The organism is Streptococcus mitis (genome assembly GCF_946190115.1).
GTDB classification, from domain to species: domain Bacteria; phylum Bacillota; class Bacilli; order Lactobacillales; family Streptococcaceae; genus Streptococcus; species Streptococcus mitis_CO.
This window is the reverse complement of record NZ_CAMHZG010000016.1, coordinates 1-25,261: the sequence shown is the minus strand read 5'-3', so window position 1 is coordinate 25,261 and position 25,261 is coordinate 1. Positions and strand designations below refer to the sequence as shown.

The 25,261-nt window shown below is 40.0% G+C and carries 22 protein-coding genes and 1 pseudogene; 22 read left to right on the top strand and 1 reads right to left on the bottom strand.

What is annotated here, in order from left to right; translation table 11 throughout:
* Window positions 1-150: 150 nt before the first annotated feature.
* The 12 genes from N8L90_RS08210 (at window position 151) to N8L90_RS08155 (ending at window position 15,291) form a co-directional block, all read left to right on the top strand.
* The gene (locus tag N8L90_RS08210) at window positions 151-2,109 is read left to right on the top strand and encodes a peptide ABC transporter substrate-binding protein (protein ID WP_261025021.1); all 1,959 of its coding nucleotides are present in this window, start codon (window positions 151-153) and stop codon (window positions 2,107-2,109) included.
* Between the two features lie 312 nt (window positions 2,110-2,421).
* On the top strand, window positions 2,422-2,877 hold the full coding sequence (locus N8L90_RS08205) for a hypothetical protein (protein ID WP_261025020.1): 456 nt from the start codon (window positions 2,422-2,424) through the stop codon (window positions 2,875-2,877).
* A gap of 166 nt (window positions 2,878-3,043) precedes the next feature.
* The gene (locus N8L90_RS08200) at window positions 3,044-4,138 is read left to right on the top strand and encodes a cystathionine gamma-synthase (RefSeq protein ID WP_261025018.1); all 1,095 of its coding nucleotides are present in this window, start codon (window positions 3,044-3,046) and stop codon (window positions 4,136-4,138) included.
* 7 nt (window positions 4,139-4,145) lie between these two features.
* Entirely contained in the window at window positions 4,146-5,312 is a 1,167-nt protein-coding gene (locus N8L90_RS08195; protein WP_261025016.1) for a MalY/PatB family protein, read from the top strand.
* 92 nt (window positions 5,313-5,404) lie between these two features.
* Complete coding sequence (locus N8L90_RS08190) at window positions 5,405-8,503, top strand: pilus expression-regulating Snf2 family helicase (protein ID WP_261025015.1); 3,099 nt, start codon at window positions 5,405-5,407, stop codon at window positions 8,501-8,503.
* Window positions 8,504-8,550: 47 nt separating this feature from the next.
* Window positions 8,551-9,168 (top strand): divisome accessory protein ZapJ, encoded by a 618-nt coding sequence (locus N8L90_RS08185; protein WP_261025014.1) that lies wholly within the window; start codon window positions 8,551-8,553, stop codon window positions 9,166-9,168.
* 10 nt (window positions 9,169-9,178) lie between these two features.
* Window positions 9,179-10,513 (top strand): UDP-N-acetylmuramate--L-alanine ligase, encoded by a 1,335-nt coding sequence (murC, locus tag N8L90_RS08180; protein ID WP_033677684.1) that lies wholly within the window; start codon window positions 9,179-9,181, stop codon window positions 10,511-10,513.
* A gap of 9 nt (window positions 10,514-10,522) precedes the next feature.
* Window positions 10,523-10,984 (top strand): GNAT family N-acetyltransferase, encoded by a 462-nt coding sequence (locus N8L90_RS08175; RefSeq protein ID WP_261025013.1) that lies wholly within the window; start codon window positions 10,523-10,525, stop codon window positions 10,982-10,984.
* Window positions 10,981-11,475: a GNAT family N-acetyltransferase gene (locus tag N8L90_RS08170; RefSeq protein WP_261025012.1), complete on the top strand. Its 495-nt coding sequence runs from the start codon at window positions 10,981-10,983 to the stop codon at window positions 11,473-11,475. Before N8L90_RS08175 ends, N8L90_RS08170 begins: the two co-directional genes overlap by 4 nt.
* An 80-nt stretch (window positions 11,476-11,555) precedes the next feature.
* Window positions 11,556-13,307 carry an endolytic transglycosylase MltG gene (gene mltG / locus N8L90_RS08165; RefSeq protein WP_261025011.1) on the top strand — a complete coding sequence of 584 codons (1,752 nt, stop codon included), beginning with the start codon at window positions 11,556-11,558 and terminating at the stop codon, window positions 13,305-13,307.
* A gap of 60 nt (window positions 13,308-13,367) precedes the next feature.
* Window positions 13,368-13,850 carry a transcription elongation factor GreA gene (gene greA, locus N8L90_RS08160; RefSeq protein WP_000818768.1) on the top strand — a complete coding sequence of 161 codons (483 nt, stop codon included), beginning with the start codon at window positions 13,368-13,370 and terminating at the stop codon, window positions 13,848-13,850.
* A 76-nt stretch (window positions 13,851-13,926) separates the two neighbouring features.
* Entirely contained in the window at window positions 13,927-15,291 is a 1,365-nt protein-coding gene (locus N8L90_RS08155; RefSeq protein WP_049540261.1) for an amino acid permease, read from the top strand.
* A 124-nt stretch (window positions 15,292-15,415) separates the two neighbouring features.
* On the opposite strand, the gene N8L90_RS08150 is transcribed toward N8L90_RS08155, so the two are convergent.
* Window positions 15,416-16,339: a helix-turn-helix domain-containing protein gene (locus N8L90_RS08150; protein WP_261025005.1), complete on the bottom strand. Its 924-nt coding sequence runs from the start codon at window positions 16,337-16,339 to the stop codon at window positions 15,416-15,418.
* 192 nt (window positions 16,340-16,531) lie between these two features.
* Here N8L90_RS08150 and N8L90_RS08145 point away from each other — a divergent pair, with 192 nt between their 5' ends.
* The 10 genes and pseudogenes from N8L90_RS08145 to N8L90_RS08100 form a co-directional block, all read left to right on the top strand.
* A complete protein-coding gene (locus N8L90_RS08145) occupies window positions 16,532-19,528 on the top strand; it encodes a CAP domain-containing protein (protein WP_261025003.1) in 2,997 nt (998 codons plus the stop codon).
* A 33-nt stretch (window positions 19,529-19,561) separates the two neighbouring features.
* On the top strand, window positions 19,562-20,260 hold the full coding sequence (locus N8L90_RS08140) for a hypothetical protein (RefSeq protein WP_261025002.1): 699 nt from the start codon (window positions 19,562-19,564) through the stop codon (window positions 20,258-20,260).
* A 238-nt stretch (window positions 20,261-20,498) separates the two neighbouring features.
* Window positions 20,499-20,909: a GNAT family N-acetyltransferase gene (locus N8L90_RS08135; protein WP_261025000.1), complete on the top strand. Its 411-nt coding sequence runs from the start codon at window positions 20,499-20,501 to the stop codon at window positions 20,907-20,909.
* 45 nt (window positions 20,910-20,954) lie between these two features.
* Window positions 20,955-21,113, top strand: coding sequence for a hypothetical protein (locus N8L90_RS08130; protein ID WP_261024999.1), 159 nt, complete (start codon window positions 20,955-20,957; stop codon window positions 21,111-21,113).
* A 145-nt stretch (window positions 21,114-21,258) separates the two neighbouring features.
* Entirely contained in the window at window positions 21,259-21,468 is a 210-nt protein-coding gene (locus N8L90_RS08125) for a helix-turn-helix transcriptional regulator (protein ID WP_001107502.1), read from the top strand.
* A complete protein-coding gene (locus tag N8L90_RS08120; RefSeq protein ID WP_101781372.1) occupies window positions 21,458-21,931 on the top strand; it encodes a DUF6773 family protein in 474 nt (157 codons plus the stop codon). Before N8L90_RS08125 ends, N8L90_RS08120 begins: the two co-directional genes overlap by 11 nt.
* Window positions 21,921-22,409, top strand: coding sequence for a DUF6773 family protein (locus N8L90_RS08115; RefSeq protein ID WP_101781370.1), 489 nt, complete (start codon window positions 21,921-21,923; stop codon window positions 22,407-22,409). Before N8L90_RS08120 ends, N8L90_RS08115 begins: the two co-directional genes overlap by 11 nt.
* Before the next feature lie 115 nt (window positions 22,410-22,524).
* On the top strand, window positions 22,525-23,985 hold the full coding sequence (locus N8L90_RS08110; RefSeq protein ID WP_261024997.1) for a nicotinate phosphoribosyltransferase: 1,461 nt from the start codon (window positions 22,525-22,527) through the stop codon (window positions 23,983-23,985).
* Window positions 23,982-24,806 (top strand): ammonia-dependent NAD(+) synthetase, encoded by an 825-nt coding sequence (gene nadE, locus N8L90_RS08105; RefSeq protein ID WP_261024995.1) that lies wholly within the window; start codon window positions 23,982-23,984, stop codon window positions 24,804-24,806. The genes N8L90_RS08110 and nadE overlap by 4 nt, the downstream gene beginning before the upstream one ends.
* A 243-nt stretch (window positions 24,807-25,049) precedes the next feature.
* A pseudogene (locus N8L90_RS08100) lies at window positions 25,050-25,261 on the top strand (GNAT family N-acetyltransferase); the annotation flags it as partial.

Genomic DNA, 25,261 nt, shown 5'->3' with positions numbered 1-25,261 from the left:
CTTATTCATTTTTTATTGTTTGAATTGGATATAAAATGTAAAACAGAGAATAAATAACGAAAGTAATTGAATTTTATGTCAAAAAACACTTGACTAAAAAGTAGTTAGTTTGTATAATAAAACAAATATTTAAATCAGGAGGTTCTGGAGATGAAAAAGTCTAAGGCCAAGTATGCAACACTTGCAGGTATCGTGTTAAGCGCAGGTATTTTATTAAGCGCGTGTGGGAATTCTAGCACAGGGTCAAAAACATATAATTATGTTTATTCAAGTGATCCATCTAGTTTGAACTATCTAGCAGAAAATCGTGCAACAACCAATGATATTGTGACTAATCTAGTAGATGGTCTCATGGAAAATGACCAATATGGGAATTATGTTCCATCTTTGGCAGAGGATTGGAGTGTTTCTCAAGACGGTTTGACCTATACCTACAAACTGCGTAAAGATGCTAAGTGGTATACCTCTGAAGGTGAAGAATATGCCCCAGTAACTGCCCAAGATTTTGTCACTGGGCTGAAGTACGCTGCTGATAAAAAATCAGAAGCCTTGTACTTGGTGCAAGAATCTGTTGCAGGTTTGGATGACTATATTAACGGTAAAACAAGCGACTTTTCAACTGTGGGAGTCAAGGCTCTTGATGACCAAACTGTTCAATATACCTTGACACGACCAGAACCCTACTGGAACTCAAAAACAACGTCAACTATTCTCTTCCCAGTTAACGCTGATTTCTTGAAATCAAAAGGGGATGATTTTGGGAAGGTAGACCCATCTAGCATTTTGTACAATGGACCTTTCTTGATGAAATCTTTAGTTTCAAAATCTGTCATCGAATTCAAGAAAAATCCTAACTACTGGGATGCTAAAAATGTCTTTGTAGATGATGTGAAATTGGCCTATTATGATGGTAGTGACGATGATGCACTGGCTCGTAACTTTGTGGAAGGGGCCTATAGCTATGCTCGACTTTATCCAAATAGTTCAAGCTTTGAAGGAATTAAAGAGAAGAACAAGGATAACATTATCTATAGTATGCAAACTGCAACTTCTTATTACTTGAACTTTAACTTGGATAGAAAATCTTATAACTTTACTTCTAAATCCTCAGATATCGAAAAGAAATCAACCCAAGAAGCAGTTTTGAATAAAAACTTCCGACAAGCCTTCAACTATGCCTATAATCGAACAGCATATGGAGCTCAATCTCAAGGGGAGGACGGAGCAACGAAGATTATTCGTAATCTGGTTGTACCTCCAACATTTGTAAGCATCAACGGAAAAGACTTTGGCGATGTTGTCTCAGAAAAGATGGTCAACTATGGTAAGGAATGGCAAGGAATTAATTTTGCTGATGCCCAAGACCCATACTATAACCCAGATAAGGCCAAGGCTAAATTTGCAGAAGCCAAGAAAGAACTAGAAGCCAAAGGAGTCCAATTCCCTATCCACTTGGATATATCAGTTGACCAAGTTGATAAAAAAGGTGTTCAAGAAACAAGTTCTTTGAAACAATCCATCGAATCTGTTCTAGGAGCTGAGAATGTGGTTATCGATATTCAACAGTTAAAAACAGATGACTTTGAGAACTCTAGCTACCTAGCTCAAACTGCAGCTCAAATGGATTTTGATATTTATAATGGTGGTTGGAGTGCGGACTACTTGGATCCATCAAGCTATCTTGATATCCTAAATGTGAATAATGGGGGTATGTTGCAACACCTTGGTATAGAGCCAGGTGAAGCCAATGACAAGGTCAAGGCTGTTGGGCTGGATGTCTATACTCAAATGCTGGAAGAAGCTAACAAGGAACAAGATCCAGCTAAACGTTATGAAAAATATGCTGAAGTTCAAGCTTGGCTCGTTGATAGTGCCCTTGCAATTCCAAATGTTTCCCTTGGTGGAACCCCTAGCTTGAGAAAGACAGTTCCATTCTCTGCACCATTCTCACAAGCTGGAAATAAGGGTGTAGAATCATACAAGTATCTCAAGTTGCAAGATAAGACAGTCACAAAAGACGAATATGAAAAAGCCAAAGAAAAATGGTTGAAAGAAAAAGAAGAATCCAATAAAAAAGCCCAAGAAGAATTGGCAAAACATGTCAAATAAGGATTTTTCAAGAAAAACGATGGTTTCGAAAGAAACTGTCGTTTTTTCATAGAATGATGTTAAATTTGGAAGAAAAGTTCTTACATTTTTAAATTGTTTACCAGGTTTATGATATAATAAATATAACAAAAAATGCGAGAAGCTATTTTCGAAGGTCTTTTATAGCTAATTGAAGATACATATATTAAATTGATTTTATGGGAGGGATGCCGTCTACTGAAAAAGTAAGATAAAACGCAACAAATGATAGGTTCTTCTTTAATGTGAAGAATTCTTATCTGCCTATTTACTAATCGTTATGGAGGTAACATCATGGGCGCTATTATGGAGTTTGCAACAGAAAAACAGATTGAATCATTTCTTTCAACTTGTCGCATTGAAGGGCAAAAGAATTTTCTGATGGCTTTCAAGAAAAAGACATGGTTGAAATCCTTTATTGATTTTTTCATTATAGGTGGTTCCTACTATGTTCAGTCAAGTGTGAAGCCTAAGATTCTGGTATTCACACCTAAGGGAATCTACTTGATGGACATCAGTGATATAACTGAAAATCGCTCTAATCAAGTCGTAGAGATGCCTTGGAATCAAGTTCAAGATTTTACTTATAAGACAGTCTTGAATACAGTTAGGCTGAACTGGCATTATCAAAATGAAAACTACATTTTTTCCGTGGATGTCGGTCAGGTTAGTCAGCATGTGGGCCAATATCAATTTAACAAAGAGCATTATGACTATTTAGCCCAACACGATTTCTTTCGTTCACAGTAAACTTTAGCAATCATCGTCACAAAAGAATCTGGAAGCTTTTCTGGATTCTTTTTTTGGCTTTACTCGATAAGTCTATAGTTTAAAACTATAACTAGCTCTTGAAAAGAAGAAAATGAGTTGATGAAAATAAGTGGTACAATAGTTACTATAGATTTGGAGGTATTGTATGAGCAAGGAATTACACATTAACACAATTTTAGCCCAGGCGGGTATCAAATCAGATGAAGCGACAGGTGCATTGGTGACACCGCTTCATTTTTCAACGACCTATCAGCATCCAGAGTTTGGTCAATCTACTGGATTTGACTATACGCGTACTAAAAACCCAACTCGTAGTAAGGCGGAAGAAGTCTTGGCGGCTATTGAGTCGGCAGACTATGCCCTAGCGACTAGCTCAGGGATGTCAGCTATTGTATTGGCCTTTAGCGTTTTTCCAGTAGGAAGTAAGGTCTTGGCTGTCCGTGACCTTTACGGTGGTTCTTTCCGCTGGTTCAACCAAGTGGAACAGGAAGGCCGTTTCCATTTTACCTATGCCAATACAGAAGAAGAGTTGATTGCCGAGTTAGAAAAGGACGTAGATGTTCTCTATATCGAAACACCAACCAATCCCTTGATGTTGGAATTTGATATCGAAAAACTAGCAAAATTAGCTCATGCTAAGGGTGCCAAAGTGGTGGTGGACAATACCTTCTACAGCCCTATCTACCAACGTCCGATTGAAGATGGAGCAGATATCGTTCTCCATTCAGCAACCAAGTATCTAGCAGGCCACAATGATGTCTTGGCTGGAGTTGTTGTGACCAATAGTGTAGAACTATACGAAAAGCTTTTCTACAATCTCAATACGACAGGGGCAGTCTTGTCTCCGTTTGACAGTTATCAATTGATTCGTGGTCTCAAGACCTTGTCTCTTCGTATGGAGCGCTCAACAGCTAACGCCCAAGAAGTGGTTGCCTTTTTGAAGGATTCTCCAGCAGTTAAGGAAGTTCTCTATACGGGTCGTGGGGGGATGATTTCCTTTAAAGTAGCGGATGAAACACGCATTCCTCACATTTTGAACAGCCTCAAGGTCTTCTCTTTTGCGGAAAGTTTGGGTGGAGTAGAGAGTCTTATTACTTATCCAACGACGCAAACTCATGCAGATATTCCAGCAGAAGTACGCCATTCTTATGGTTTGACAGATGACCTCTTGCGTTTGTCTATTGGGATTGAGGATGCTAGAGATTTGATTGCAGATTTGCGCCAAGCCTTGGAAGGATAAGACAAAGATGGGAAAATATGATTTTACAAGCCTGCCCAATCGTTTAGGGCATCATACCTATAAATGGAAAGAAGCAGAAACGGATAGTGAAGTCCTACCAGCTTGGATAGCGGATATGGACTTTGTAGTCTTGCCTGAAATCCGCCAAGCCGTGCAGACTTACGCTGATCAATTGGTTTATGGATATACCTATGCCAGTGAAGAGTTAATTAAGGAAGTTCAAAAGTGGGAAGCCACACAACACGGTTACCACTTTGACAAAGAGGCTCTTGTCTTTATCGAGGGTGTGGTACCAGCTATCTCAACAGCTATTCAAGCTTTCACAAAAGAAGGCGAAGCGGTTCTGATTAACACACCTGTCTATCCACCCTTTGCTCGCAGTGTCAAGTTGAACAACCGTAGATTGATTACCAATTCTTTGGTGGAAAAGGATGGTCTGTTTGAGATTGACTTTGACCGACTTGAAAAGGATTTGGTGGAAGAGGATGTCAAACTTTATATTCTCTGCAATCCTCACAATCCTGGTGGACGTGTTTGGGAAAAGGAAGTGTTGGAGAAGATTGGCCAACTCTGCCAAAAACACGGTGTTTTCTTGGTTTCTGATGAGATTCACCAAGATTTGGCCCTCTTTGGTCACAAGCATCATTCCTTCAATACTGTCAACCCTGACTTTAAAGAATTTGCTATCGTATTGACCAGTGCCACTAAAACCTTTAATATCGCTGGGACAAAAAATTCCTATGCAGTCATTGAAAATCCTAAGTTGAGACTGGCTTACCAGAAACGTCAGTTGGCTAATAATCAGCATGAAATTTCAGGTTTGGGTTATTTGGCGACAGAAGCTGCCTATCGCTATGGGAAGGGTTGGCTAGAGGAACTCAAGCAAGTCTTTGAAGACCACATCAATTATGTGGTGGATTTATTTGGAAAAGAGACTAAAATCAAGGTCATGAAACCGCAAGGAACCTACTTGATTTGGCTTGATTTTTCAGCCTATGACCTGACTGATGAAAGATTGCAAGAGCTTTTGAGAAATGAAGCCAAGGTTATCCTTAACCGTGGTTTGGATTTTGGAGAGGAAGGAAGTCTCCATGCCCGTCTCAATGTAGCCATGCCTAAATCCCTGTTGCAAGAAGTTTGTCAGCGGATTGTGACGACTTTTGCCAAACGTTAAAAATCCAGCCTTCTAGGAGAAAAGTATCCTTAGAAGGCTATTTTCATAGGGGAAAATATGGTATAATAAAAAGATAAGGTAAAGGTAAAAATATGGCTAAATTGATTCCGGGGAAAGTCCGTATCGAAGGCGTTGCCCTTTATGAAACTGGTAAGGTTGACATTATCAAGGAAAAGAACAATCGGCTCTACGCTCGCGTTGCAGAAGAAGAACTGCGCTATAGTTTAGAGGATGATTTGGTTTTTTGTGCCTGCGATTTTTTCCAAAAGAGGGGCTACTGTGTGCATTTGGCAGCGCTAGAGCATTTTCTGAAAAATGATGAGCGTGGTCAGGAAATCTTGCAAAGTCTGGAAGAAGGTCATGAAGAAAAAGAGGCTGTTGAAACCAAGGTGACCTTGGGTGGCAAATTTTTGGACCGAATCTTGTCTCCAAAATCAGAACGTGCCTATGAATTATCGGCTGTGGGGCAAGTGGAAGCAGGAACCAATCATATCTTGTGGACCCTGAGAATCGGCCAAATCAATAGCCAAAAATACTACGTCATTCGGGATATTCCACTCTTTTTAAGAATTGTCGAGCAGAGAAAGTCTTATATGATTGGCAAGATTTATGAGGAGTCTCTTTCTTGGGAAGCCTTTGATGAGGCCAGTCAAGAACTTCTGACTTTCTTGCGAGGACTGATGGAGGAAGGACAGGCTCCAGACCTCTTTTTCCAAAACCAAGGTCGGCACCTCTTTTTCCCTCTGACTTTTTTTGAGCAGGGTGTGAATTTATTGATGACCTTGCCCCATTTTCAATTTGACCATCAAGTGGATAGCTACCAGACTCTGCTTTTTCAGGATATACATGCTGATGCCAATCTCTTTGCCTTTACAGTAACAGAATACTCGGATTATTTTGAAATGGAAATCAGTGAGAGCCCAAGGGTCAATGTCTTTTATCAGGGAGCTGTGCTTTTCCATAAAGGTCAGGTTTGTTTTCTAACAGACCAGCAGATGCGTCTTCTCAAGGAAATCAAAGCGCTGCCTGTGGATCAACAAGGAAAGAAATACCTGCAATTTGATAGCAGTGACCGAGATAAGTTAGCTTCTTGTTTAACTCTTTTTAACCAAATGGGGACCGTTTCAGCTCCAGAACGGTTACAAATCAAAACTTTTGCGCCCTCTTTTTACTTTGACAGGGAAGAAGATAATCGGATTCGTTTAGAAATTCAGTTTGATTATGGGGATAGGCAGGTATCAAGCCGACAAGAGCTAGAAGAATTGCCATTTTCAAGTGACGCTGACTTAGAAGAAAGAATTTTCCAAGTCTGTTTGACTGCGGGCTTTGAAGCAGATTTTCAATCTTGGCGACAGGCCCTAAAAGCGGAGTCTATCTATCATTTCTTCCATGAAATCATTCCAGTATTTGAAAAACTCGGGAATGTTGACCTATCAGACAAGCTAGAAGAAATTTATAGTCTAGCAAGCTCGCAAGTGCAGATTGCTTCCAAGGGAGGTCTCTTGGAAATCCAATTTGATTTTCAAGATATTGCCCAAGAGGAAATTGATCAAGCCATGCAGGCCTTGGTTGCCAATCAAGATTTTTACATTGATTCGTCCAATCGAGTCTACTTTTTCGATGAAGAAACCAAGAAAATTCGCCAAAATCTACAGGAACTGGGGCAGTTTGAATTAAAAGATGGTGCCTTGCAGGCTCGGAAATCCTTGGCCTACAGTTTAGCTCATCTCTTTGAAGGGCGAGACCGTGTTTCTTTTTCACAAGAATTCCAGAATCTGGCTCATGATTTGACGCATCCAGAGGACTTCCCTAGACAAGCAACTCAGGTTCAGGCTGATTTGCGAGATTATCAGGAAAAGGGAATCGGCTGGCTGCAAATGCTCCATCATTATGGTTTTGGTGGGATTTTGGCTGATGATATGGGATTGGGTAAAACCCTGCAGACCATTGCTTTTTTGACCAGTCAAGTGACAAAAGAAAGTCGGGTTTTGATTCTCGCTCCATCTGGTTTGATTTACAACTGGGCAGATGAATTTCAGAAATTTGCTCCACAGTTGGATGTGGCTGTTGTTCATGGTTTGAAAGCTAGTCGTGAAGAGATTCTTGCTGAGAGCCATCAAATCTATGTGACGAGTTATGCTACCTTCCGTCAGGACAGTGAGCTTTATCAAGGGATGGCCTTTGACTTCCTTTTCTTAGATGAAGCTCAGGTCATGAAAAACGCCCAGACCAAGATTGCCCAGACCTTGAGACAATTTGTGGTGCCGTCGGTCTTTGCCTTGTCAGGAACTCCTATTGAAAACCATCTGGGTGAGCTGTGGTCTATTTTCCAAATCGTCATGCCAGGACTTCTGCCAAGCAAGAAAGAATTTATGAAATTGCCAGCTGAACGCGTGGCTCAGTTTATCAAGCCTTTCGTTATGAGGCGCAAGAAAGAAGAAGTTCTGACTGAATTACCAGACTTAATCGAAGTGGTTTATAAGAATGAACTGGAAGACCAGCAAAAGGCTATCTATCTAGCCCAGTTGCAACAGATGAGAGATAGATTGGCTCAAGTTTCAGACCAGGAATTCCAGCGAAGTCGTGTGGAAATCTTGTCTGGTCTGATGCGCTTGCGCCAAATCTGTGACACTCCTGCCCTCTTTATGGAAGATTATCAGGGAGCCAGTGGCAAACTGGATAGTCTCCGAGACCTGCTGGTACAGGTGGTAGACGGCGGACACCGTGTCTTGATTTTCTCGCAGTTCAAGGGAATGTTGGAGGAAATTGAACAAGAATTGCCAGACTTGGGCTTGACTTCCTTTAAAATTACGGGTTCAACCCCAGCCAAGGAAAGACAAGACATGACCAAGGCCTTTAACCAAGGAGAAAGAGATGCCTTTCTGATTTCTCTTAAGGCTGGTGGGGTTGGTCTGAACCTAACAGGTGCTGATACGGTTATCTTGGTTGACCTTTGGTGGAATCCTGCGGTGGAAGCGCAAGCTATTGGCCGTGCCCATCGGATGGGTCAGGAAGAAACGGTTGAGGTTTATCGCTTAGTGACCAGGGGAACCATTGAAGAAAAAATTCAGGAACTCCAAGAACAAAAGAAACATCTGGTGTCACAAGTATTGGATGGAACAGAGTCACGTGGCAGTCTCAGCCTAGCAGAAATTAGAGAAATTTTGGGAATTTCTGAAGCCAGCACTTGAAAAATCAAGACAATACGCTATAATGAAGTGTTGAAAGGAAATAGAAAATGAAACAAGAACGATTTCCATTGGTGTCAGATGACGAGGTCATGTTGACTGAAATGCCAGTCATGAACTTGTATGATGAGTCTGATCTGATCAGTAATATCAAGGGTGAGTATCGAGATAAAAATTATTTAGAATGGGCTCCTATTGCTGAAGAAACACCAGTCAAACCGATTGAAAAGCAAGTCGAGAAACCTAAAAAAGCTCCTTTAGGGGTTAAAAAAGAAGGAAAGAGTTATGCAGAGGTGGCGCGTGAAGAAGCGCGTGCAGACTTGAAAAAGAAACGTTCTGCTAACTATCTAACTCAGGATTTCAGCCGTACGAGACGTCATTCTAAATCAGGCCTTGTTAGACAGGGTAACCAACCGACAGCGCCTTTCCAAAAGGAAAATCCTGGTGAATTTGTCAAATATAGCCAAAAATTGACTCAGTCTCATTACATCTTGGCGGAAGAAGTTCATTCTATCCCTACCAAGAATGAAGAAGTGTCAGCACCTGCTCCAAAGAAAAACAACTATGATTTTCTAAAGAAGAGCCAAATCTACAATAAAAAAAGTAAACAAACAGAACAAGAACGTCGGGTTGCCCAAGAGTTGAATCTGACCAGAATTACAGAATAGGGGAGAAAACATGCCAAAGACATATCATTTTATCGGAATTAAGGGATCAGGGATGAGTGCCTTGGCCTTGATGTTGCACCAGATGGGGCACAAGGTACAGGGATCAGATGTTGAAAAATACTACTTTACTCAACGTGGTCTTGAGCAGGCAGGAATTACTATTCTTCCTTTTGATGAAAAGAACCTAGACGGTGATATGGAAATTATCGCTGGAAATGCCTTTCGTCCAGATAACAACGTCGAAATTGCCTATGCGGACCAAAATGGTATCAGCTACAAACGTTACCATGAGTTCCTAGGTAGCTTTATGCGTGACTTTGTTAGCATGGGAGTAGCAGGAGCGCATGGAAAAACTTCAACGACAGGTATGTTGTCTCACGTCTTGTCTCACATCACAGACACCAGCTTCTTGATTGGAGATGGGACAGGTCGTGGTTCGGCCAATGCCAAATATTTTGTCTTTGAATCTGACGAATATGAGCGTCACTTTATGCCTTACCACCCAGAATACTCTATTATCACCAACATTGACTTTGACCATCCAGACTATTTCACAAGTCTAGAGGATGTTTTCAATGCTTTTAACGACTATGCTAAACAAATTACCAAGGGTCTTTTTGTCTATGGTGAAGATGCAGAATTGCGTAAGATTACGTCTGATGCTCCAATTTATTATTATGGTTTTGAAGCAGAAGGTAATGACTTTGTAGCTAGTGAACTTCTTCGTTCAACAACTGGTTCAACCTTCACGGTTCACTTCCGTGGACAAGAATTAGGGCAATTCCACATTCCAACCTTTGGTCGTCACAATATCATGAATGCGACAGCCGTTATTGGTCTTCTTTACACAGCAGGATTTGATTTGAACTTGGTGCGTGAACACTTGAAAACATTTGCCGGTGTTAAGCGTCGTTTCACTGAGAAAATTGTCAATGACACAGTGATTATCGATGACTTTGCCCACCATCCAACAGAAATTATTGCGACCTTGGATGCGGCTCGTCAGAAATACCCAAGCAAGGAAATTGTAGCAGTCTTCCAACCGCATACCTTTACAAGAACCATTGCCTTGTTGGACGAATTTGCTCACGCTTTGAACCAAGCAGATGCTGTTTACCTAGCACAAATCTATGGTTCTGCTCGTGAGGTGGACCATGGAGATGTTAAGGTTGAAGACCTAGCCCAAAAAATCAACAAAAAACACCAAGTCATTACTGTTGAAAATGTTTCTCCACTCCTTGACCATGACAATGCTGTCTATGTCTTTATGGGAGCAGGAGACATCCAAACCTATGAATACTCATTTGAGCGTCTCTTGTCTAACTTGACAAGCAATGTTCAGTAGGATGTTCCCATGGAAATTCCAATTAAGATCATTCAGGCAAATAAGTCTGATTTGGCTGAGATAGAGGCGATTCAGACCTCGTCTTTTCCAGCTGAAAAGCAGCTGACTTTCCATATTTTAGAAGAAAGTATCCGTAAGTGTGCGGATACCTTTCTTCTAGCTAGGGATGAAAATCAACTGTTAGGCTATATTTTATCAAGTCCCCAGTCAGACAATCCGCAATGTCTAAAAGTACATTCTTTAGTCATTGAGGCTGACCATCAGAGACAGGGCTTGGGAACACTTCTTCTTGCAGCCTTGAAAGAGGTGGCAGTTGAGCTGGATTACAAGGGGATTCGTTTGGAGAGTCCTGATGAGCTGCTTTCCTATTTTGAAATGAACGGTTTTATTGATGAAGAAACCTCCCTTTATGTAACTAGCCAGGGCTATAGTATGATTTGGTTTAATCCCTTTTATCTGGAGGTACAATGAAAATCAGACAAGCAAAATTAGAAGATTTGGATCGGATTGTCGAGATTGAACTAGAAAATTTCTCGGTTGAAGAAGCCATCCCTCACTCTGTTTTTGAGGCACATTTGCGAGAAATTCAGACCTCGTTTCTGGTTGCAGAAAAAGAAGGCAGAATCATGGGGTATATAGAAGGGCCAGTTGCCCCTCACCGGCATCTGCAAGACCAGTCTTTTACAGAAGACATAAAAGACTATAGTCATGAGACTGGTGGCTATATCTCTGTGACATGTCTCTCTATTGCCAAGGAAGCACAGGGCCTCGGACTAGGTAAGAAATTGCTAACAGCTTTGAAAGAAGTTGCTCTTGAAGATGAGAGAGAAGGTATTAACCTAACCTGTCATGACTATCTCATCGCCTACTATGAAAAGCATGGATTTGTCAATGAAGGCTTGTCCCAGTCAACCTTTGCAGGGGAAACTTGGTATGATATGGTCTGGGAAGCTAAAAAATAGGCAAGACAAGGCATCATAGGTTGCTTTTCCTAGACTTTTAAGATATAATATTATGGATTGTCAACGAGGAGGAAAAACTTTTGAGTGAAAAGTCAAGAGAAGAAGAAAAATTAAGCTTTAAAGAGCAGATTTTACGAGATTTAGAACGAGTTAAAAAACATGAAGAAGATCAGGAGGAAGTTGATTTAGCTTCAATAAAACCCCAATTTTCTTCTAAAAATGACCAGTCGATAGAAGAGCTAATGGAAGATTCTCTGTCAGCTGTAGAGGAGATTATGAGAAAAGCTCCTACCGTGCCTACTCACCCAAGTCAAGATGTACCAGCTTCTCCAGCAGATGAGATTCAAAGAGAAACTCCTGGTGTTCCAAGTCATCCAAGTCAAGATGTGCCTTCTTCTACCGCAGAAGAGGCTGTAAGACAAGCTCCACTTGCTCCTAGTCATCCGAGTCAAGAAGGACCTTCTACTCCATCAGCGGAGGGAGTATCAAGACCAACTCCAGGACCTGTTAGTCCTAGAAAAGTAGAAAAGGAATTTAATGAAATCCCAACTAGAGTAGCTGTTTCTTATAAGACAGAAGCTCAGAGAGAGGTAAAAAGAGAAGTTCCTACTTCAAAACCAGTAGAGGAAAAGAAAGTTGTAGAAGAAATGCCTGCAACTCCACGTCGTAGCCGTCGTGAGACGGTTAAGTCAACCAAGAAGAAAAAATCAGGATTTAAGGCCTTCTTCATTTCTCTACTCATTTTCCTAGGTTTGATTTCAGCAGGTGGTTACTTCGGTTATCAGTATGTTCAGTCATCTTTACAGCCTGTGGATGCTTCATCTAAACAATATGTGACAGTGCAAATCCCAGAAGGAGCCAATGTTCAAACAATTGGTTCAACTCTTGAAAAGTCTGGCTTGATTAAACACGGAGTGATTTTTGCTTTTTATGCGAAATATAAAAATTATTCGGATTTGAAGTCTGGCTATTACAATTTGCAAAAGAGTATGAGTACAGAAGATATCATCCATGAATTGCAAAAAGGTGGAACAGCTGAAGCTCAAGAACCTGCGCTTGCGAATTTAACAATTCCAGAAGGTTATACGATTGATCAAATGGCACAAGCGGTAGGTCAATTGCAAGGTGAATTCAAAGAGCCTTTGACAGCGGATGCTTTCTTGGCTAAAGTGCAAGATGACAACTTTATCAGCCAAGAAGTTGCCAAATATCCTAGTCTACTTGAAAGCTTGCCAACGAAAGAAAGTGGCGTTCGTTACCGTTTGGAAGGTTTCCTCTTCCCAGCTACATATTCTATCAAGGAAAGTACAACTATTGAAAGCTTGATTGATGAGATGTTGGCAGCCATGGACAAGACTTTGGCACCTCATTACAGCACTATTAAGTCTAAGAATTTGACGGTCAATGAATTGTTGACGATTGCTTCACTTGTAGAAAAAGAAGGAGCTAAGACTGACGATCGTAAGTTGATTGCAGGTGTATTCTACAATCGCTTGAATCTTGGTATGCCACTTCAAAGCAATATTGCCATCTTGTATGCCCAAGGCAAACTTGGTCAGAAGATTAGTCTTGCCGACGATGCTGGAATTGATACATCGATTAATTCACCATACAATGTTTATACAAATCTAGGCCTCATGCCTGGTCCAGTAGATAGTCCAAGCTTGGATGCTATCGAGTCAAGTATCAATCAGACTAAGAGTGAAAACCTTTACTTTGTTGCAGATGTGACAGATGGTAAGGTCTACTATGCTAGCAATAAGGAAGAACATGATCGCAATGTAGCTGAACACGTCAATAGCAAGCTTACTCAAAATAGTAGTTCAAACTAAGACAACAAACATGAGAATCTCAGATAGAGATTCAATACTATCGAAAGAAAGTTGAGAAAAATGGCAGAAAAAACATATCCTATGACCCTTGAGGAAAAGGAAAAACTTGAAAAAGAATTAGAAGAATTGAAATTGGTCCGCCGACCAGAAGTGGTAGAACGTATTAAGATTGCTCGTTCATACGGTGACCTTTCTGAAAACAGTGAATACGAAGCGGCTAAGGATGAACAAGCCTTTGTCGAAGGACAAATCTCTAGCTTGGAAACAAAAATCCGTTATGCTGAAATCGTCAATAGCGACTCAGTCGCCCAAGACGAAGTAGCGATTGGAAAAACAGTCACTATCCAAGAAATTGGTGAGGACGAAGAAGAAGTTTATATTATCGTAGGTTCAGCCGGTGCGGATGCCTTTGCAGGTAAGGTTTCAAATGAAAGCCCAATTGGACAAGCCTTGATTGGTAAGAAAACAGGTGACACAGCAACTATTGAAACACCTGTTGGTAGTTATGATGTAAAAATCTTGAAAGTTGAAAAAACAGCCTAAAAACAGAAAAAAGGAGTGGGGAAGGCAGTGCGCTTCACTCACTCCTTTTTCCATTTTAAATTGAATTGGAGACGATATGAGTTCAAAGAAGAAAAAAAATAAGATGGAGCGTGGTCTGACCAATCGTCACGTGCAGGTTATGGCCATTGCGGGAACAATTGGAACAGGACTCTTTTTGGGAGCAGGTCGCTCTATCAGCTTAACAGGTCCTTCCATTGTACTAATTTATATGATTACTGGAGCCTTTATGTTCCTCATGATGCGTGCGGTTGGGGAAATGCTTTATCAAGATCCTGAGCAACATACCTTTATCAACTTTATCACGCGCCATTTAGGTAAGGGCTGGGGTTATTTCTCAGTTTGGTCCTACTGGCTATCCGTTGTCTTTATCGGTATGGCGGAAATCACTGCTATCTCTCACTATGTTCAGTTTTGGTTCCCTAGCTGGCCAAGTTGGATGATTGAGATTGGATTTTTGACCATTCTAGCTTTAGTCAATCTGATTGCGGTGAAGCTCTTTGGGGAAGTTGAGTTTTGGTTTGCTATGGTCAAGATTGTGGCTATTTTAGCCATGATTGCAACAGGGGTCTTTATGGTCTTGACAGGCTTTAAGACACCTCATGGAGTAGCAAGTTTGGCCAATATTGCTGACAATTTCTCCCTCTTCCCAAATGGTGGAGTGAACTTTGTCATGGCCTTCCAGATGGTATTCTTTGCCTATCTCATGATTGAGTTTATCGGGGTAACAACTTCTGAAACAAAAAATCCACGTCAGGTCTTGCCAAAAGCTGTTAAGGAAATTCCTTTGCGTATCGCCTTTTTCTATGGAGGTGCCCTATTAGCTATTATGGCTATCATTCCTTGGCGTGAACTAGCATCGGCTGATTCTCCATTTGTTACGGTGTTTGAATTGGCTGGAATCAAGTGGGCGGCAGCCTTGATTAACTTCGTCGTTTTGACCTCAGCAGCGTCTGCTCTTAACTCAACCCTTTACTCAACAGGGCGTCATTTGTACCAGATTGCCCATGATTCGCCAAATCCATTCTTAAAGGCTATCAAAGCAGATACTCTTTCTCGCCACAATGTACCACAAAATGCCATCATCGCTTCAGCAATCTTGATTGCCCTAGCAGCCTTTATTAATGTCTTGCCAGGTGTTTCCGATGCCTTTGCCTTGATTACGGCATCGTCATCAGGTGTTTATATCGCCATTTATATCTTGATTATGGTGGCTCACCTTAAATACCGTAAGTCACAAGACTTTATGGCGGATGGTTATCTCATGCCCCATTATCGTTTCCTAAATCCTTTAACCATGCTCTTCTTTGCCTTTGTCTTTGTAACCCTCTTTTTACAAGAGTCTACATTTGTAGGAGCAATCGGCTCAGCTATCTGGATTATCGGTTTCGGTATATACAGCCAGTGGAAATTTAGAAAATAGATTAAGGACTCATCAACTCAGGTTGGTGAGTTTTTGCTTTAAAATCAAGTCAAAAAGCACCAGAGTCAAAGTGACTTTGGTGCTTTGAAGTTATAAACATTTTGTTCTAGATTGGTTTTGATAGTTATTCCTCATTTTCTGGAGGGAATGGAATGCCAGTTTTATTCAGTCGTTGAACGTCTTGGATGAACATGTTCTTAGTTTCAAACAGGTATGCTAGTGGGAAGAGGTCGTTTTGGGCATCCATGTAATGAATAACAGTATTAGCTCGTTCAATAGCCTTAGGGTTATCTTGTCGAAGTAGATTGTAAACTTCATACATTTTTAAAAGAAATAGGGGAAATATTGCAAATTCGCAAGCGAATTCTTGAGTTATTATGATATTCAACTTATAGATGAGCTTTTCTGCTTTATCGTAGTATCCATAGCGAGAATATGTTCTAATTAAAAACAGTCCAGTCATAGCATATCTGCGATAAAAATACTCATTATTATTAGAATCTTCCAATCCTTTAAGAATTAGTTTTTCGAGGTATTCAAGGAATTTTAACTCAAAAGATTGAATATTAAATTGTAAAAGAATTTCAATAATAGTAAAATCACGAATATAAAGAGTATCAAGACTAAATATATAGTTGATCAAGTAATTAATAGCTTCTACTTGATCAGGAGTCAATTTATCCATTTCATTTTCTTGATTTAAAATGCCTAATTTTAGTGTGTAATACTCTATGATATTTCCCCACTCACTTTTCTTTCCTAGTATTTGTATAGCTTTGGTTCTATCATTTTTAGACAATGCATTTATAATTTGTTTTACTCTTTGAGATCCATCATTTTGAATATGTAACACTTCTGCATAGTCTATCTCATCTAAATTAAATCTGCTCAAAATTTCAAAAAAAGTATCGACTTTGATAGAAGATAATCCTTTTTCAAAGCGACTGAGGTTATTGGGAGTAATGACATCTCCAGCAGCCTCTTTGAGGGTCATATTACGATCTTGACGGATCTTTTGAATGATTTCTCCATAGTGTTTCGGTTCCATGATAGTCTCCTTAGTCTTGATTTATTTTATTATAACTTAAATTTTTATATTTTTGAAAAAATCTACTATTTTTAGTAGATTTTTGTTTCAAACTCAAGATAAGTAATAAAATTATACTGTTTTCAGTAGAAAGTTCCAAAATGAGACTTAATTACAGTATAATATACAAAAAAATAAAAAGGAGACAAAATTATGAAGAAAAAAGATATTTTGTTAGGTGCTGGTTTGACAACTATTCTTGTTGGGGCTGGTGCTGTAAATGCAACTGCCCATGCAGAAGAGGTTGATTCTGGTAAACCCAAGCCTACGGTGAAGACGACCCCTGTTCATGTTACTGAACAAGATGTAAATACAGCAAAAGCTAACGTTGACACTGCGCAAGCTGATGTCAACGCAAAACAAGGCACAGTCGACCAAGCAAAAGCTGATAAAGTAAAAGCTGATGGCAAAATTGACTCAATCAATAAAGACATCGACACTGCTAATAACGCAAACAAAATTATCGACGCACAAAACGATATTATCACCAGCAAAACAGCAGACAATACAAACGCAACAAATGATTTGAATGCCGCTAAAGATGGTGAAAGTGATGCGCATACAGCACTAGACAATGCTAACACCGCAAAAACAGAGGCAGATAATGCTCGTGACGCTAAGAAAGCTGATGTTGATACGAAACAAGCAGACCTTGACGCAATCACAGACGCTAATGTACGTAAAAACATCACAAACACAACTAGCAAAATTTCAAACGTTGATAATGATTTGAACGCTAAAGGTGCACAAATCACAACTACAGACACTAAAATTGCTGCTAAACAAGGGGAAATCGATAACTATAGAGTTAAAGTTATTTCAACCGATTTGAACCCTGATGAACGTAATCACACAGCTCATGATAATCTTAATGATTATGAGTATAACCATGGATTCTTCCGTAACAACCAAATGGAACCAGTTAATTTCCAAGGTGTTGATATCAAAGAAATTGACGCAACTAAAGATATGGTTGATTTCGCAGAAGCTTTAGCAGCCTATAAGAAAGCGCCATATGATTGGACAACTCGTAAATACAAAGAACGCCCGACATACCGTTACAAGGTAGATAACAAAGGTATTTCAGACGCCTTTGTCAAATTGCTTAATCAACTACGTGTTAATAACAATTTGAAGGGTGATATGGTGGTTGACGATGAGTACCTTGCATACGCACAAAAACGTGCTGATGAAATGCAGAAAACAGGCCTATTGTCACACCGTACAAGTTTAACCGACAAACCTGGCTATATTGAAAGAGTTCAACCAGGGGAAAACGTTGAAAACATCCTTGGTGGTGCATATGGTCAACTTATTGACCGTGATGGTGAATATTTAATGTTTGACCACATTGTAACTAACGAAACATTAGCCTACGAAATGTTGTTGGGTTGGTATGATGACTACAATAACGTGCGAGGTTTAGATTATGGACACCGTAAAAACCTATTGACACCAACAGGTGGTAAAATGGGTGTTGCTCTATCTACAATCAATGGTGTAGAAAAAACAACTTATTTCGGTTCATTCAATGCTAGCGCTTTCAAGGATTCAACTTATGAATGGGACGAAGAATACAACGAATTCTTTCAGTTAAACCGAAGTCAGAGTGAGAAGGATTATTGGAACAATAACAATAACTTCAAACAAGATGACCCAATGAACCCAACATTATACGGCAAAAAGATGAAGTTTATCGCAGACACTCATTATGTGTTTGTTAAACGTCAAATCATCGATGACCGACCAAAAATGCAAGCCGAGTTAGATGCATTGAAATCTCAAAAAGCGACACAAGAACTCGAACGTGATGCATTAGTTGCGAAGAAAGCTGATTTGACCCAAGAGTTGGATGCATTAAACGCCCAATTGAATGATATTGCTACAGCTCGCACAAATGCAACAACCGCTCTAAATCAAGCAAAATCTGATTTGGCTACGCTTACAGCAACAGCTCAAGACAAAGCAGATGCAGTCGTTCAAAAACAAAAAGAGTTGGATAAAGCAACAGCTCGTGTAAATGATGTAACTGCACGTATCAACACAATTCAAAGTGAAATTGACGCAGCAACAAGTAAACTCGATGATGCTATGCGTGTCCACGCGCAATTACCACAATTGCGTGCAAGTTTAACACAGGCAGAAGCAGATAGAACAAACGTGGAACAACGCATCACAGTTGCAGAGCAAGACTTAGCGGATGCCAAAGCTCGTTTGACACAAGCTCAAGCTAACCACAAATACAAATCAGATATCTTTTCAATCGATAAGATGCTAAATGTATATACGGATGGTAACCGTGTTATTTCAGCAACACCGAAAGTTGCCCCAACAGTAGATGAATTACCAGCTTTGGATATCACAGCTGACATCCCAAGTGATTTGAATACAAAACAAAATCCTGACGGTATTGGAGCAACACCAAAAGTAGCTCCAACAGTAGATGAATTGCCAGAATTGGATATCACAGCTGACATTCCAAGTGATTTGAATACAAAACAAAATCCGGATGGTATTGGTGCAACATCAAAAGTTGCTCCAACCGTAGATGAATTGCCAGAGTTGGATCCAAGTGCTATCATTGACAAGCCGGCAGATAAACCAGCAGATAAACCAGCAGATAAACCAGCAGATAAACCAGCAGATAAACCAGCAGATAAACCAGCAGATAAGCCAGCAGATAAGCCAGCGGATAAGCCGGCAGATAAATCAGCGGATAAGCCGGCAGATAAACCAGCGGATAAACCAGCGGATAAACCAGCAGATAAGTCAGCGAATAAACCAGCGGATAAACCAGCGGATAAGCCGGCAGATAAACCAGCGGATAAGCCGGCAGATAAACCAGCAGATAAGCCAGTGGATAAACCAGCAGATAAACCAGCAGATAAACCAGCAGATAAACCAGCAGATAAGCCAGCAGATAAACCAGCAGATAAGCCAGCAGATAAGCCAGCGGATAAGCCGGCAGATAAGCCAGCAGATAAGCTAGCGGACAAGCCAGTGGATAAGCCAGCGGATAAGCCAGCAGAACAATATGCGTTACCAAATACAGGAGAAAATTCTAGGGTAGCAAATTCAATTGTTACAGTTGGCTACGGATTATTAGCAATGATTGGTTTAGCAGGATTATTTGTTAAGAGGAAAAACTAAATTAAGGGTGATTAAAGATAGGAAATTTGAATTATGAACAAATATAGTAGAGAACAATTGATTGAAATGTTTGGATATAGTTTCCAAGTTTTGAAAGCTGTATCTGACTTGAATAAAGCTATTTCAGCAGAACAAAATAAAGCATATAGTGGTATTATGGGGAACTATGGGAAGCTTAAAAAAGTATATAATTTAAGTGTATTAGGTTTTATAGCATTTTGCTTCTTGTTAGGAATTATTCAAGGAACTGTACTCTCGTTATTTGAGTATATTATATGGGGAGCGATTTCCTATGGGGTTTTCCAACTTCTATTTTCCCCAATTGTTCTGATTGTAAAGGCGGTGTATAAGCACATTGCAAAAAAAGAATTTACAAATGCTGCGAATAATGATGCTTCTAATGCTTATCGCCAAAAAGGTATTGAGTTGATGAAAGATGAACAGTTTTTGGCATATAAAAGAGAAATTCCAGAAACTTACTTTAATATGAATGACCTTTATTTACTTTATAGCTATTTAGAAACTTATAGAGCAGATAATTTTAAAGAGGCAGCAAACTTATTGGCCGAGGAGAAACACCGTGATAAGGTAGAGTATAGTCAAGAAGTTATGCAAAAGAGTCTTGCTTCTATTCAAGCAAACGCTACTTATCAATCTGTCATTCAAACAATTCATCTATTAGAGACTCAGAAATTACATCGTACAGTGAGAGTAGGAGTCTTTGGGGAATAAAAAGAAATCTATTTTATCTATCATATAGGGTTGATTAAAATCTGTATTTTGTATTGTTTAAGATAAAATGTTTCAAAAAACAATAGGAAAAAAGTCTTTTAAAATCAGAAAAACGTATATTGTAAGATGTTTAAATAGATTAAGGACTCATCAACTCAGGTTGGTGAGTTTTTGCTAGTTTGACAGTCTATTGAAATAAGATTATAATCAAGCTGTAACAATGTTTGAGGAGGTTTAGATGTACTTTAGATTTGAAAATAAGGAATCCCATAAATCACAAGAAATAGGAAATCTGATTCGTGCTTATAACCGTTCAAAAAGAGAAGAAGCTGAAAGTGAGCCACTTAATCTTTATGTCGAAGATGAAAAGGGCAATCTCCTGGCAGGTTTGATAGCAGAGACTTTTGGAAATTGGCTAGAAATCGAGTATTTATTTGTAAAAGAGGAACTGAGAGGGCAAGGAATCGGTTCAAAACTATTGCAGCAAGCAGAAACTGAAGCTAAGAATCGAAACTGTCGTTTTGCTTTTGTCAATACTTACCAGTTTCAGGCTCCAGATTTTTATAAAAGCCATGGCTACAAAGAAGTCTTTAAGTTACAAGACTATCCCTACACAGGACAAAGATTTTATTACCAAAAGAATCTGTAAGATGAGTATGAAAGTATAAGGCAAAGAGGGGTTCTTGACATAAGTATGAAGGGGATTCTCGATAAATACCAGTTAAATCCTACAAATTGTGTCTGTCTAGACGATATTGAGGACAATACAATCGCAGCTGAGAAATTGGTAATCAAGGTCTATAAGGTTAAGAAAAGAAGTGATGTCGTCGATATTTTGAAATCCTATATTTAAACTTAACACTCTCTATTTTGTGGTAGAGAGTTTTTTGTTAATAAAATTTTACAAAATGACATTTATATATTGCATTAAGTTAGATATATGATATAATGTTGTTGAAAAGAGGCGCAACTTTTTAAGAATGTGAAGGAGGACGCTAGTGGCTAAAAATTTAAAATTAAAATTAGCTCGGGTGGAGCGTGATTTAACACAAGGGGATTTGGCAGAAGCTGTAGGTGTTACTAGGCAGACTATAGGTCTGATTGAAGCTGGGAAATACAATCCTAGTCTCTCCCTCTGCCAGTCCATTTGCAGATGCTTAGGCAAAACTTTAGATCAATTATTTTGGGAGGAAGAAGATGAAAAATAGAAAGAAACTTGTGATTAAAGATGAACGTACGGAAAAATTGGACGGAAAGATTTCAGGAGAAATTCTCTTGGGAATTTGCCTATTTTTGGCACTGGAAATTTTTGCCAAAGTTTATATTTTCAATTTAACACTTTTGTCCTATTTACCAGAATTACTTTTATTGATTGGAGTCGGTTTGTATGCCATTATTCGCCGCATGTATGTTGGAATTGACATTCGAGATATTGTTGAGAATACTGGAAAAGAAAGAATTTTATCTGCTTTGGGATTCTCTATAGTGATTTTATTGATTGATATCATTGGCAATCGCGAGGAACTGGTCAATCTATTGACTTGGAAGTACTCCCTAAAAGTGGTTCTAGCAGTTATCATCTATCTCGTTGGGAGTTTTTCTATGGATAGAGTTATCCTATACTTGAATCGCAGAAATCAGCAAGTTTGGGAGGAAGAAGATGGTAAATAAATTTATTCATTATCAATTACTTGACGAAAGAGAAGAACAACTGATCAATAAAGCGGGGGCTGAAAGTTTCTATATCTCTATAGCTTTCTTGCTTTTATCTTATATGATTGCAGTATTAGCACCAAGTCTTTTTAATTCTAATATGCTGCTCATCGTTATCATCATAGGGACATTTTACTTTTTTAACCGTGCTCGAAATCTCGGAGTGACCTACTATAGTCGTTTTCATTTTACGATTTTGGGTTGTTTTTTCCTAACCTTGGCTATTACGGCTCTTTTGATGTTGCAGAATTATCAATTCAACATAGAAATTTATCAGCACAATCCTTTGAACGTTAAATACCTATCTGCTTGGGCAATTACTTATGTCATTTACCTTCCCTGGGTCTTTATTGGCAATCTTGGTCTGAAGAGCTATGGTGAATGGGCTCAGAAAAAGTTTGAACAAGATATGGATGAACTGGAGAGTGGAGAATAGCTTGTTACTCTTTTCTCAATCCAGCTAAAATGTGATATAATAGTACTAATTTATTGGAATACATGAAAGTTCTTGAAAATTTTCATGAGTTTCTAGCTAAGGAAGTAGGAAAAGTATGTATCCAGATGATAGTTTAACATTGCACACGGACTTGTACCAGATCAACATGATGCAGGTTTACTTTGACCAAGGGATTCACAATAAAAAGGCGGTCTTTGAGGTGTATTTCCGCCAACAACCTTTTAAGAATGGCTATGCGGTTTTTGCAGGTTTGGAAAGAATTGTGAGTTATCTTGAAGACTTGCGTTTTTCAGATAGTGATATTGCCTATTTGGAATCACTGGGCTATCATGGGGCATTCTTGGATTACCTCCGCAATTTCAAGTTGGAGTTGACCGTTCGTTCTGCCCAAGAAGGGGACTTGGTTTTTGCCAATGAACCGATTGTGCAGGTGGAAGGCCCTCTAGCCCAATGTCAGTTGGTCGAAACGGCTCTTTTGAACATCGTCAACTACCAGACCTTGGTGGCGACTAAGGCAGCTCGTATTCGTTCAGTCATTGAAGATGAACCTTTGATGGAGTTTGGGACACGTCGGGCGCAAGAAATGGATGCGGCTATCTGGGGAACACGCGCAGCGGTGATTGGTGGCGCCAATGGAACCAGCAACGTGCGTGCTGGTAAGCTCTTTGACATTCCTGTCCTGGGGACTCACGCCCATGCCTTGGTACAGGTTTATGGAAATGACTATGAAGCTTTCAAGGCTTATGCTGCGACCCACAAAAATTGTGTCTTTCTTGTGGATACCTATGACACCCTTCGCATTGGGGTACCAGCTGCCATTCAGGTGGCGCGTGAGCTAGGCGACAAGATTAACTTTATGGGTGTGCGGATTGACTCTGGGGATATTGCCTACATTTCTAAGAAAGTCCGTCAGCAACTGGACGAGGCTGGATTTACAGAGGCTAAGATTTATGCTTCTAATGATTTGGACGAAAATACCATTCTCAACCTCAAGATGCAAAAGGCCAAGATTGATGTCTGGGGTGTGGGAACCAAGCTGATTACAGCCTATGACCAGCCAGCTCTTGGGGCAGTTTACAAGATTGTTGCAATCGAAGATGAAAATGGGAACATGCGCAATACGATTAAGCTGTCAAATAATGCTGAAAAAGTGTCTACGCCAGGTAAGAAGCAGGTGTGGCGCATTACCAGTCGTGAAAAAGGCAAGTCAGAAGGAGACTATATCACTTATGATGGCGTAGATGTTGCCAGCATGACGGAAATCAAGATGTTCCATCCGACTTATACCTACATCAAGAAGACTGTTCGTAATTTTGATGCTGTTCCTCTCTTGGTGGATATCTTTAAAGACGGAAAATTGATTTACAACCTGCCTAGCTTGACTGAGATTCAGGATTATGCCCGTAAGGAATTCGACAAGCTTTGGGATGAGTACAAGCGCGTGCTCAATCCTCAGCATTATCCAGTGGATTTGGCGCGTGATGTATGGCAAGATAAGATGGACTTGATTGACAAAATGCGTAAGGAAGCCCTCGGTGAAGGAGAAGAAGAATGAGTTTGCAAGAAACGATTATCCAAGAACTGGGTGTCAAACCCGTGATTGATGCCCAGGAAGAAATTCGTCGTTCCATTGATTTCTTAAAAAGATACCTGAAAAAACATCCCTTTCTTAAAACCTTTGTACTAGGGATTTCTGGAGGGCAAGACTCAACCTTAGCAGGTCGATTGGCCCAATTAGCTATGGAAGAACTGCGAGCAGAAACGGGAGATGACAGTTACAAATTTATCGCTGTCCGCCTACCTTATGGAGTGCAAGCTGATGAAGCAGACGCTCAAAAAGCCCTTGCCTTCATCCAGCCAGATGTCAGCTTGGTAGTTAATATCAAGGAATCAGCTGATGCTATGACAGCTGCAGTTGAAGCGACAGGAAGCCCTGTTTCAGACTTCAACAAGGGAAATATCAAGGCACGTTGCCGTATGATTGCTCAGTATGCCCTTGCTGGTTCCCATAGAGGAGCGGTCATTGGAACAGACCATGCTGCGGAAAATATCACAGGTTTCTTTACCAAGTTTGGTGACGGTGGTGCGGATATTTTACCCCTGTTCCGCCTCAATAAACGCCAAGGAAAACAACTATTGAAGGAACTTGGTGCAGACCCAGCCCTTTATGAAAAAATCCCAACAGCAGACCTAGAAGAAGACAAACCAGGCCTAGCTGACGAAGTAGCCCTCGGAGTCACCTATGAAGAGATTGACGACTACCTAGAAGGCAAAACAATCAGCCCAGAAGCCCAAGCAAGAATCGAAAACTGGTGGCACAAAGGTCAACACAAACGCCACCTACCAATCACCGTATTTGATGACTTTTGGGAGTAAAAAGGTCCGGGGGACCTTTTTAGCTTGAGCCATGAAATTAAAAAGCAAGAAAAACCTCCAGTGGGGGGGCAGCCTCTCACCTTGAAATAAGAAAGTGAGAGAACTTTTTACCCCGAGTTTAGAAATAAGAAAGCGAGGAAGGTCCGGTGGACCTTTTTAGCTTATTACATTGAAATTCAAAAGCAAAGTAAATTTAAATTGAGGTTGGGCAGAGAATCATCTATCAGAAAGCGAGGTAGCGTCATGAAATCTATCGGTACGCAAATATTACAGACAGATCGTTTAATCTTGCGAAGATTTTTGGAAAGTGATGCAGAAGCCATGTTTCAGAATTGGGCTTCATCCGCTGAGAATCTGACCTATGTCACCTGGGATCCTCATCCTGATGTTGAGGTCACTCGAAACTCGATTTGTAATTGGGTTGCTTCCTATGCCAATCCCAACTATTACAAATG

Bases quoted from the DNA above. Each gene is read 5' to 3' on its own strand.
- N8L90_RS08210 (WP_261025021.1), top strand. From the start codon at position 151: ATGAAAAAGTCTAAGGCCAAGTATGCAACACTTGCAGGTATCGTGTTA.
- N8L90_RS08205 (WP_261025020.1), top strand. From the start codon at position 2,422: ATGGGCGCTATTATGGAGTTTGCAACAGAAAAACAGATTGAATCATTT.
- N8L90_RS08200 (WP_261025018.1), top strand. From the start codon at position 3,044: ATGAGCAAGGAATTACACATTAACACAATTTTAGCCCAGGCGGGTATC.
- N8L90_RS08195 (WP_261025016.1), top strand. From the start codon at position 4,146: ATGGGAAAATATGATTTTACAAGCCTGCCCAATCGTTTAGGGCATCAT.
- N8L90_RS08190 (WP_261025015.1), top strand. From the start codon at position 5,405: ATGGCTAAATTGATTCCGGGGAAAGTCCGTATCGAAGGCGTTGCCCTT.
- N8L90_RS08185 (WP_261025014.1), top strand. From the start codon at position 8,551: ATGAAACAAGAACGATTTCCATTGGTGTCAGATGACGAGGTCATGTTG.
- murC (WP_033677684.1), top strand. From the start codon at position 9,179: ATGCCAAAGACATATCATTTTATCGGAATTAAGGGATCAGGGATGAGT.
- N8L90_RS08175 (WP_261025013.1), top strand. From the start codon at position 10,523: ATGGAAATTCCAATTAAGATCATTCAGGCAAATAAGTCTGATTTGGCT.
- N8L90_RS08170 (WP_261025012.1), top strand. From the start codon at position 10,981: ATGAAAATCAGACAAGCAAAATTAGAAGATTTGGATCGGATTGTCGAG.
- greA (WP_000818768.1), top strand. From the start codon at position 13,368: ATGGCAGAAAAAACATATCCTATGACCCTTGAGGAAAAGGAAAAACTT.
- N8L90_RS08155 (WP_049540261.1), top strand. From the start codon at position 13,927: ATGAGTTCAAAGAAGAAAAAAAATAAGATGGAGCGTGGTCTGACCAAT.
- N8L90_RS08150 (WP_261025005.1), bottom strand. From the start codon at position 16,339: ATGGAACCGAAACACTATGGAGAAATCATTCAAAAGATCCGTCAAGAT.
- N8L90_RS08145 (WP_261025003.1), top strand. From the start codon at position 16,532: ATGAAGAAAAAAGATATTTTGTTAGGTGCTGGTTTGACAACTATTCTT.
- N8L90_RS08140 (WP_261025002.1), top strand. From the start codon at position 19,562: ATGAACAAATATAGTAGAGAACAATTGATTGAAATGTTTGGATATAGT.
- N8L90_RS08135 (WP_261025000.1), top strand. From the start codon at position 20,499: ATGTACTTTAGATTTGAAAATAAGGAATCCCATAAATCACAAGAAATA.
- N8L90_RS08130 (WP_261024999.1), top strand. From the start codon at position 20,955: ATGAAGGGGATTCTCGATAAATACCAGTTAAATCCTACAAATTGTGTC.
- N8L90_RS08120 (WP_101781372.1), top strand. From the start codon at position 21,458: ATGAAAAATAGAAAGAAACTTGTGATTAAAGATGAACGTACGGAAAAA.
- N8L90_RS08115 (WP_101781370.1), top strand. From the start codon at position 21,921: ATGGTAAATAAATTTATTCATTATCAATTACTTGACGAAAGAGAAGAA.
- N8L90_RS08110 (WP_261024997.1), top strand. From the start codon at position 22,525: ATGTATCCAGATGATAGTTTAACATTGCACACGGACTTGTACCAGATC.
- nadE (WP_261024995.1), top strand. From the start codon at position 23,982: ATGAGTTTGCAAGAAACGATTATCCAAGAACTGGGTGTCAAACCCGTG.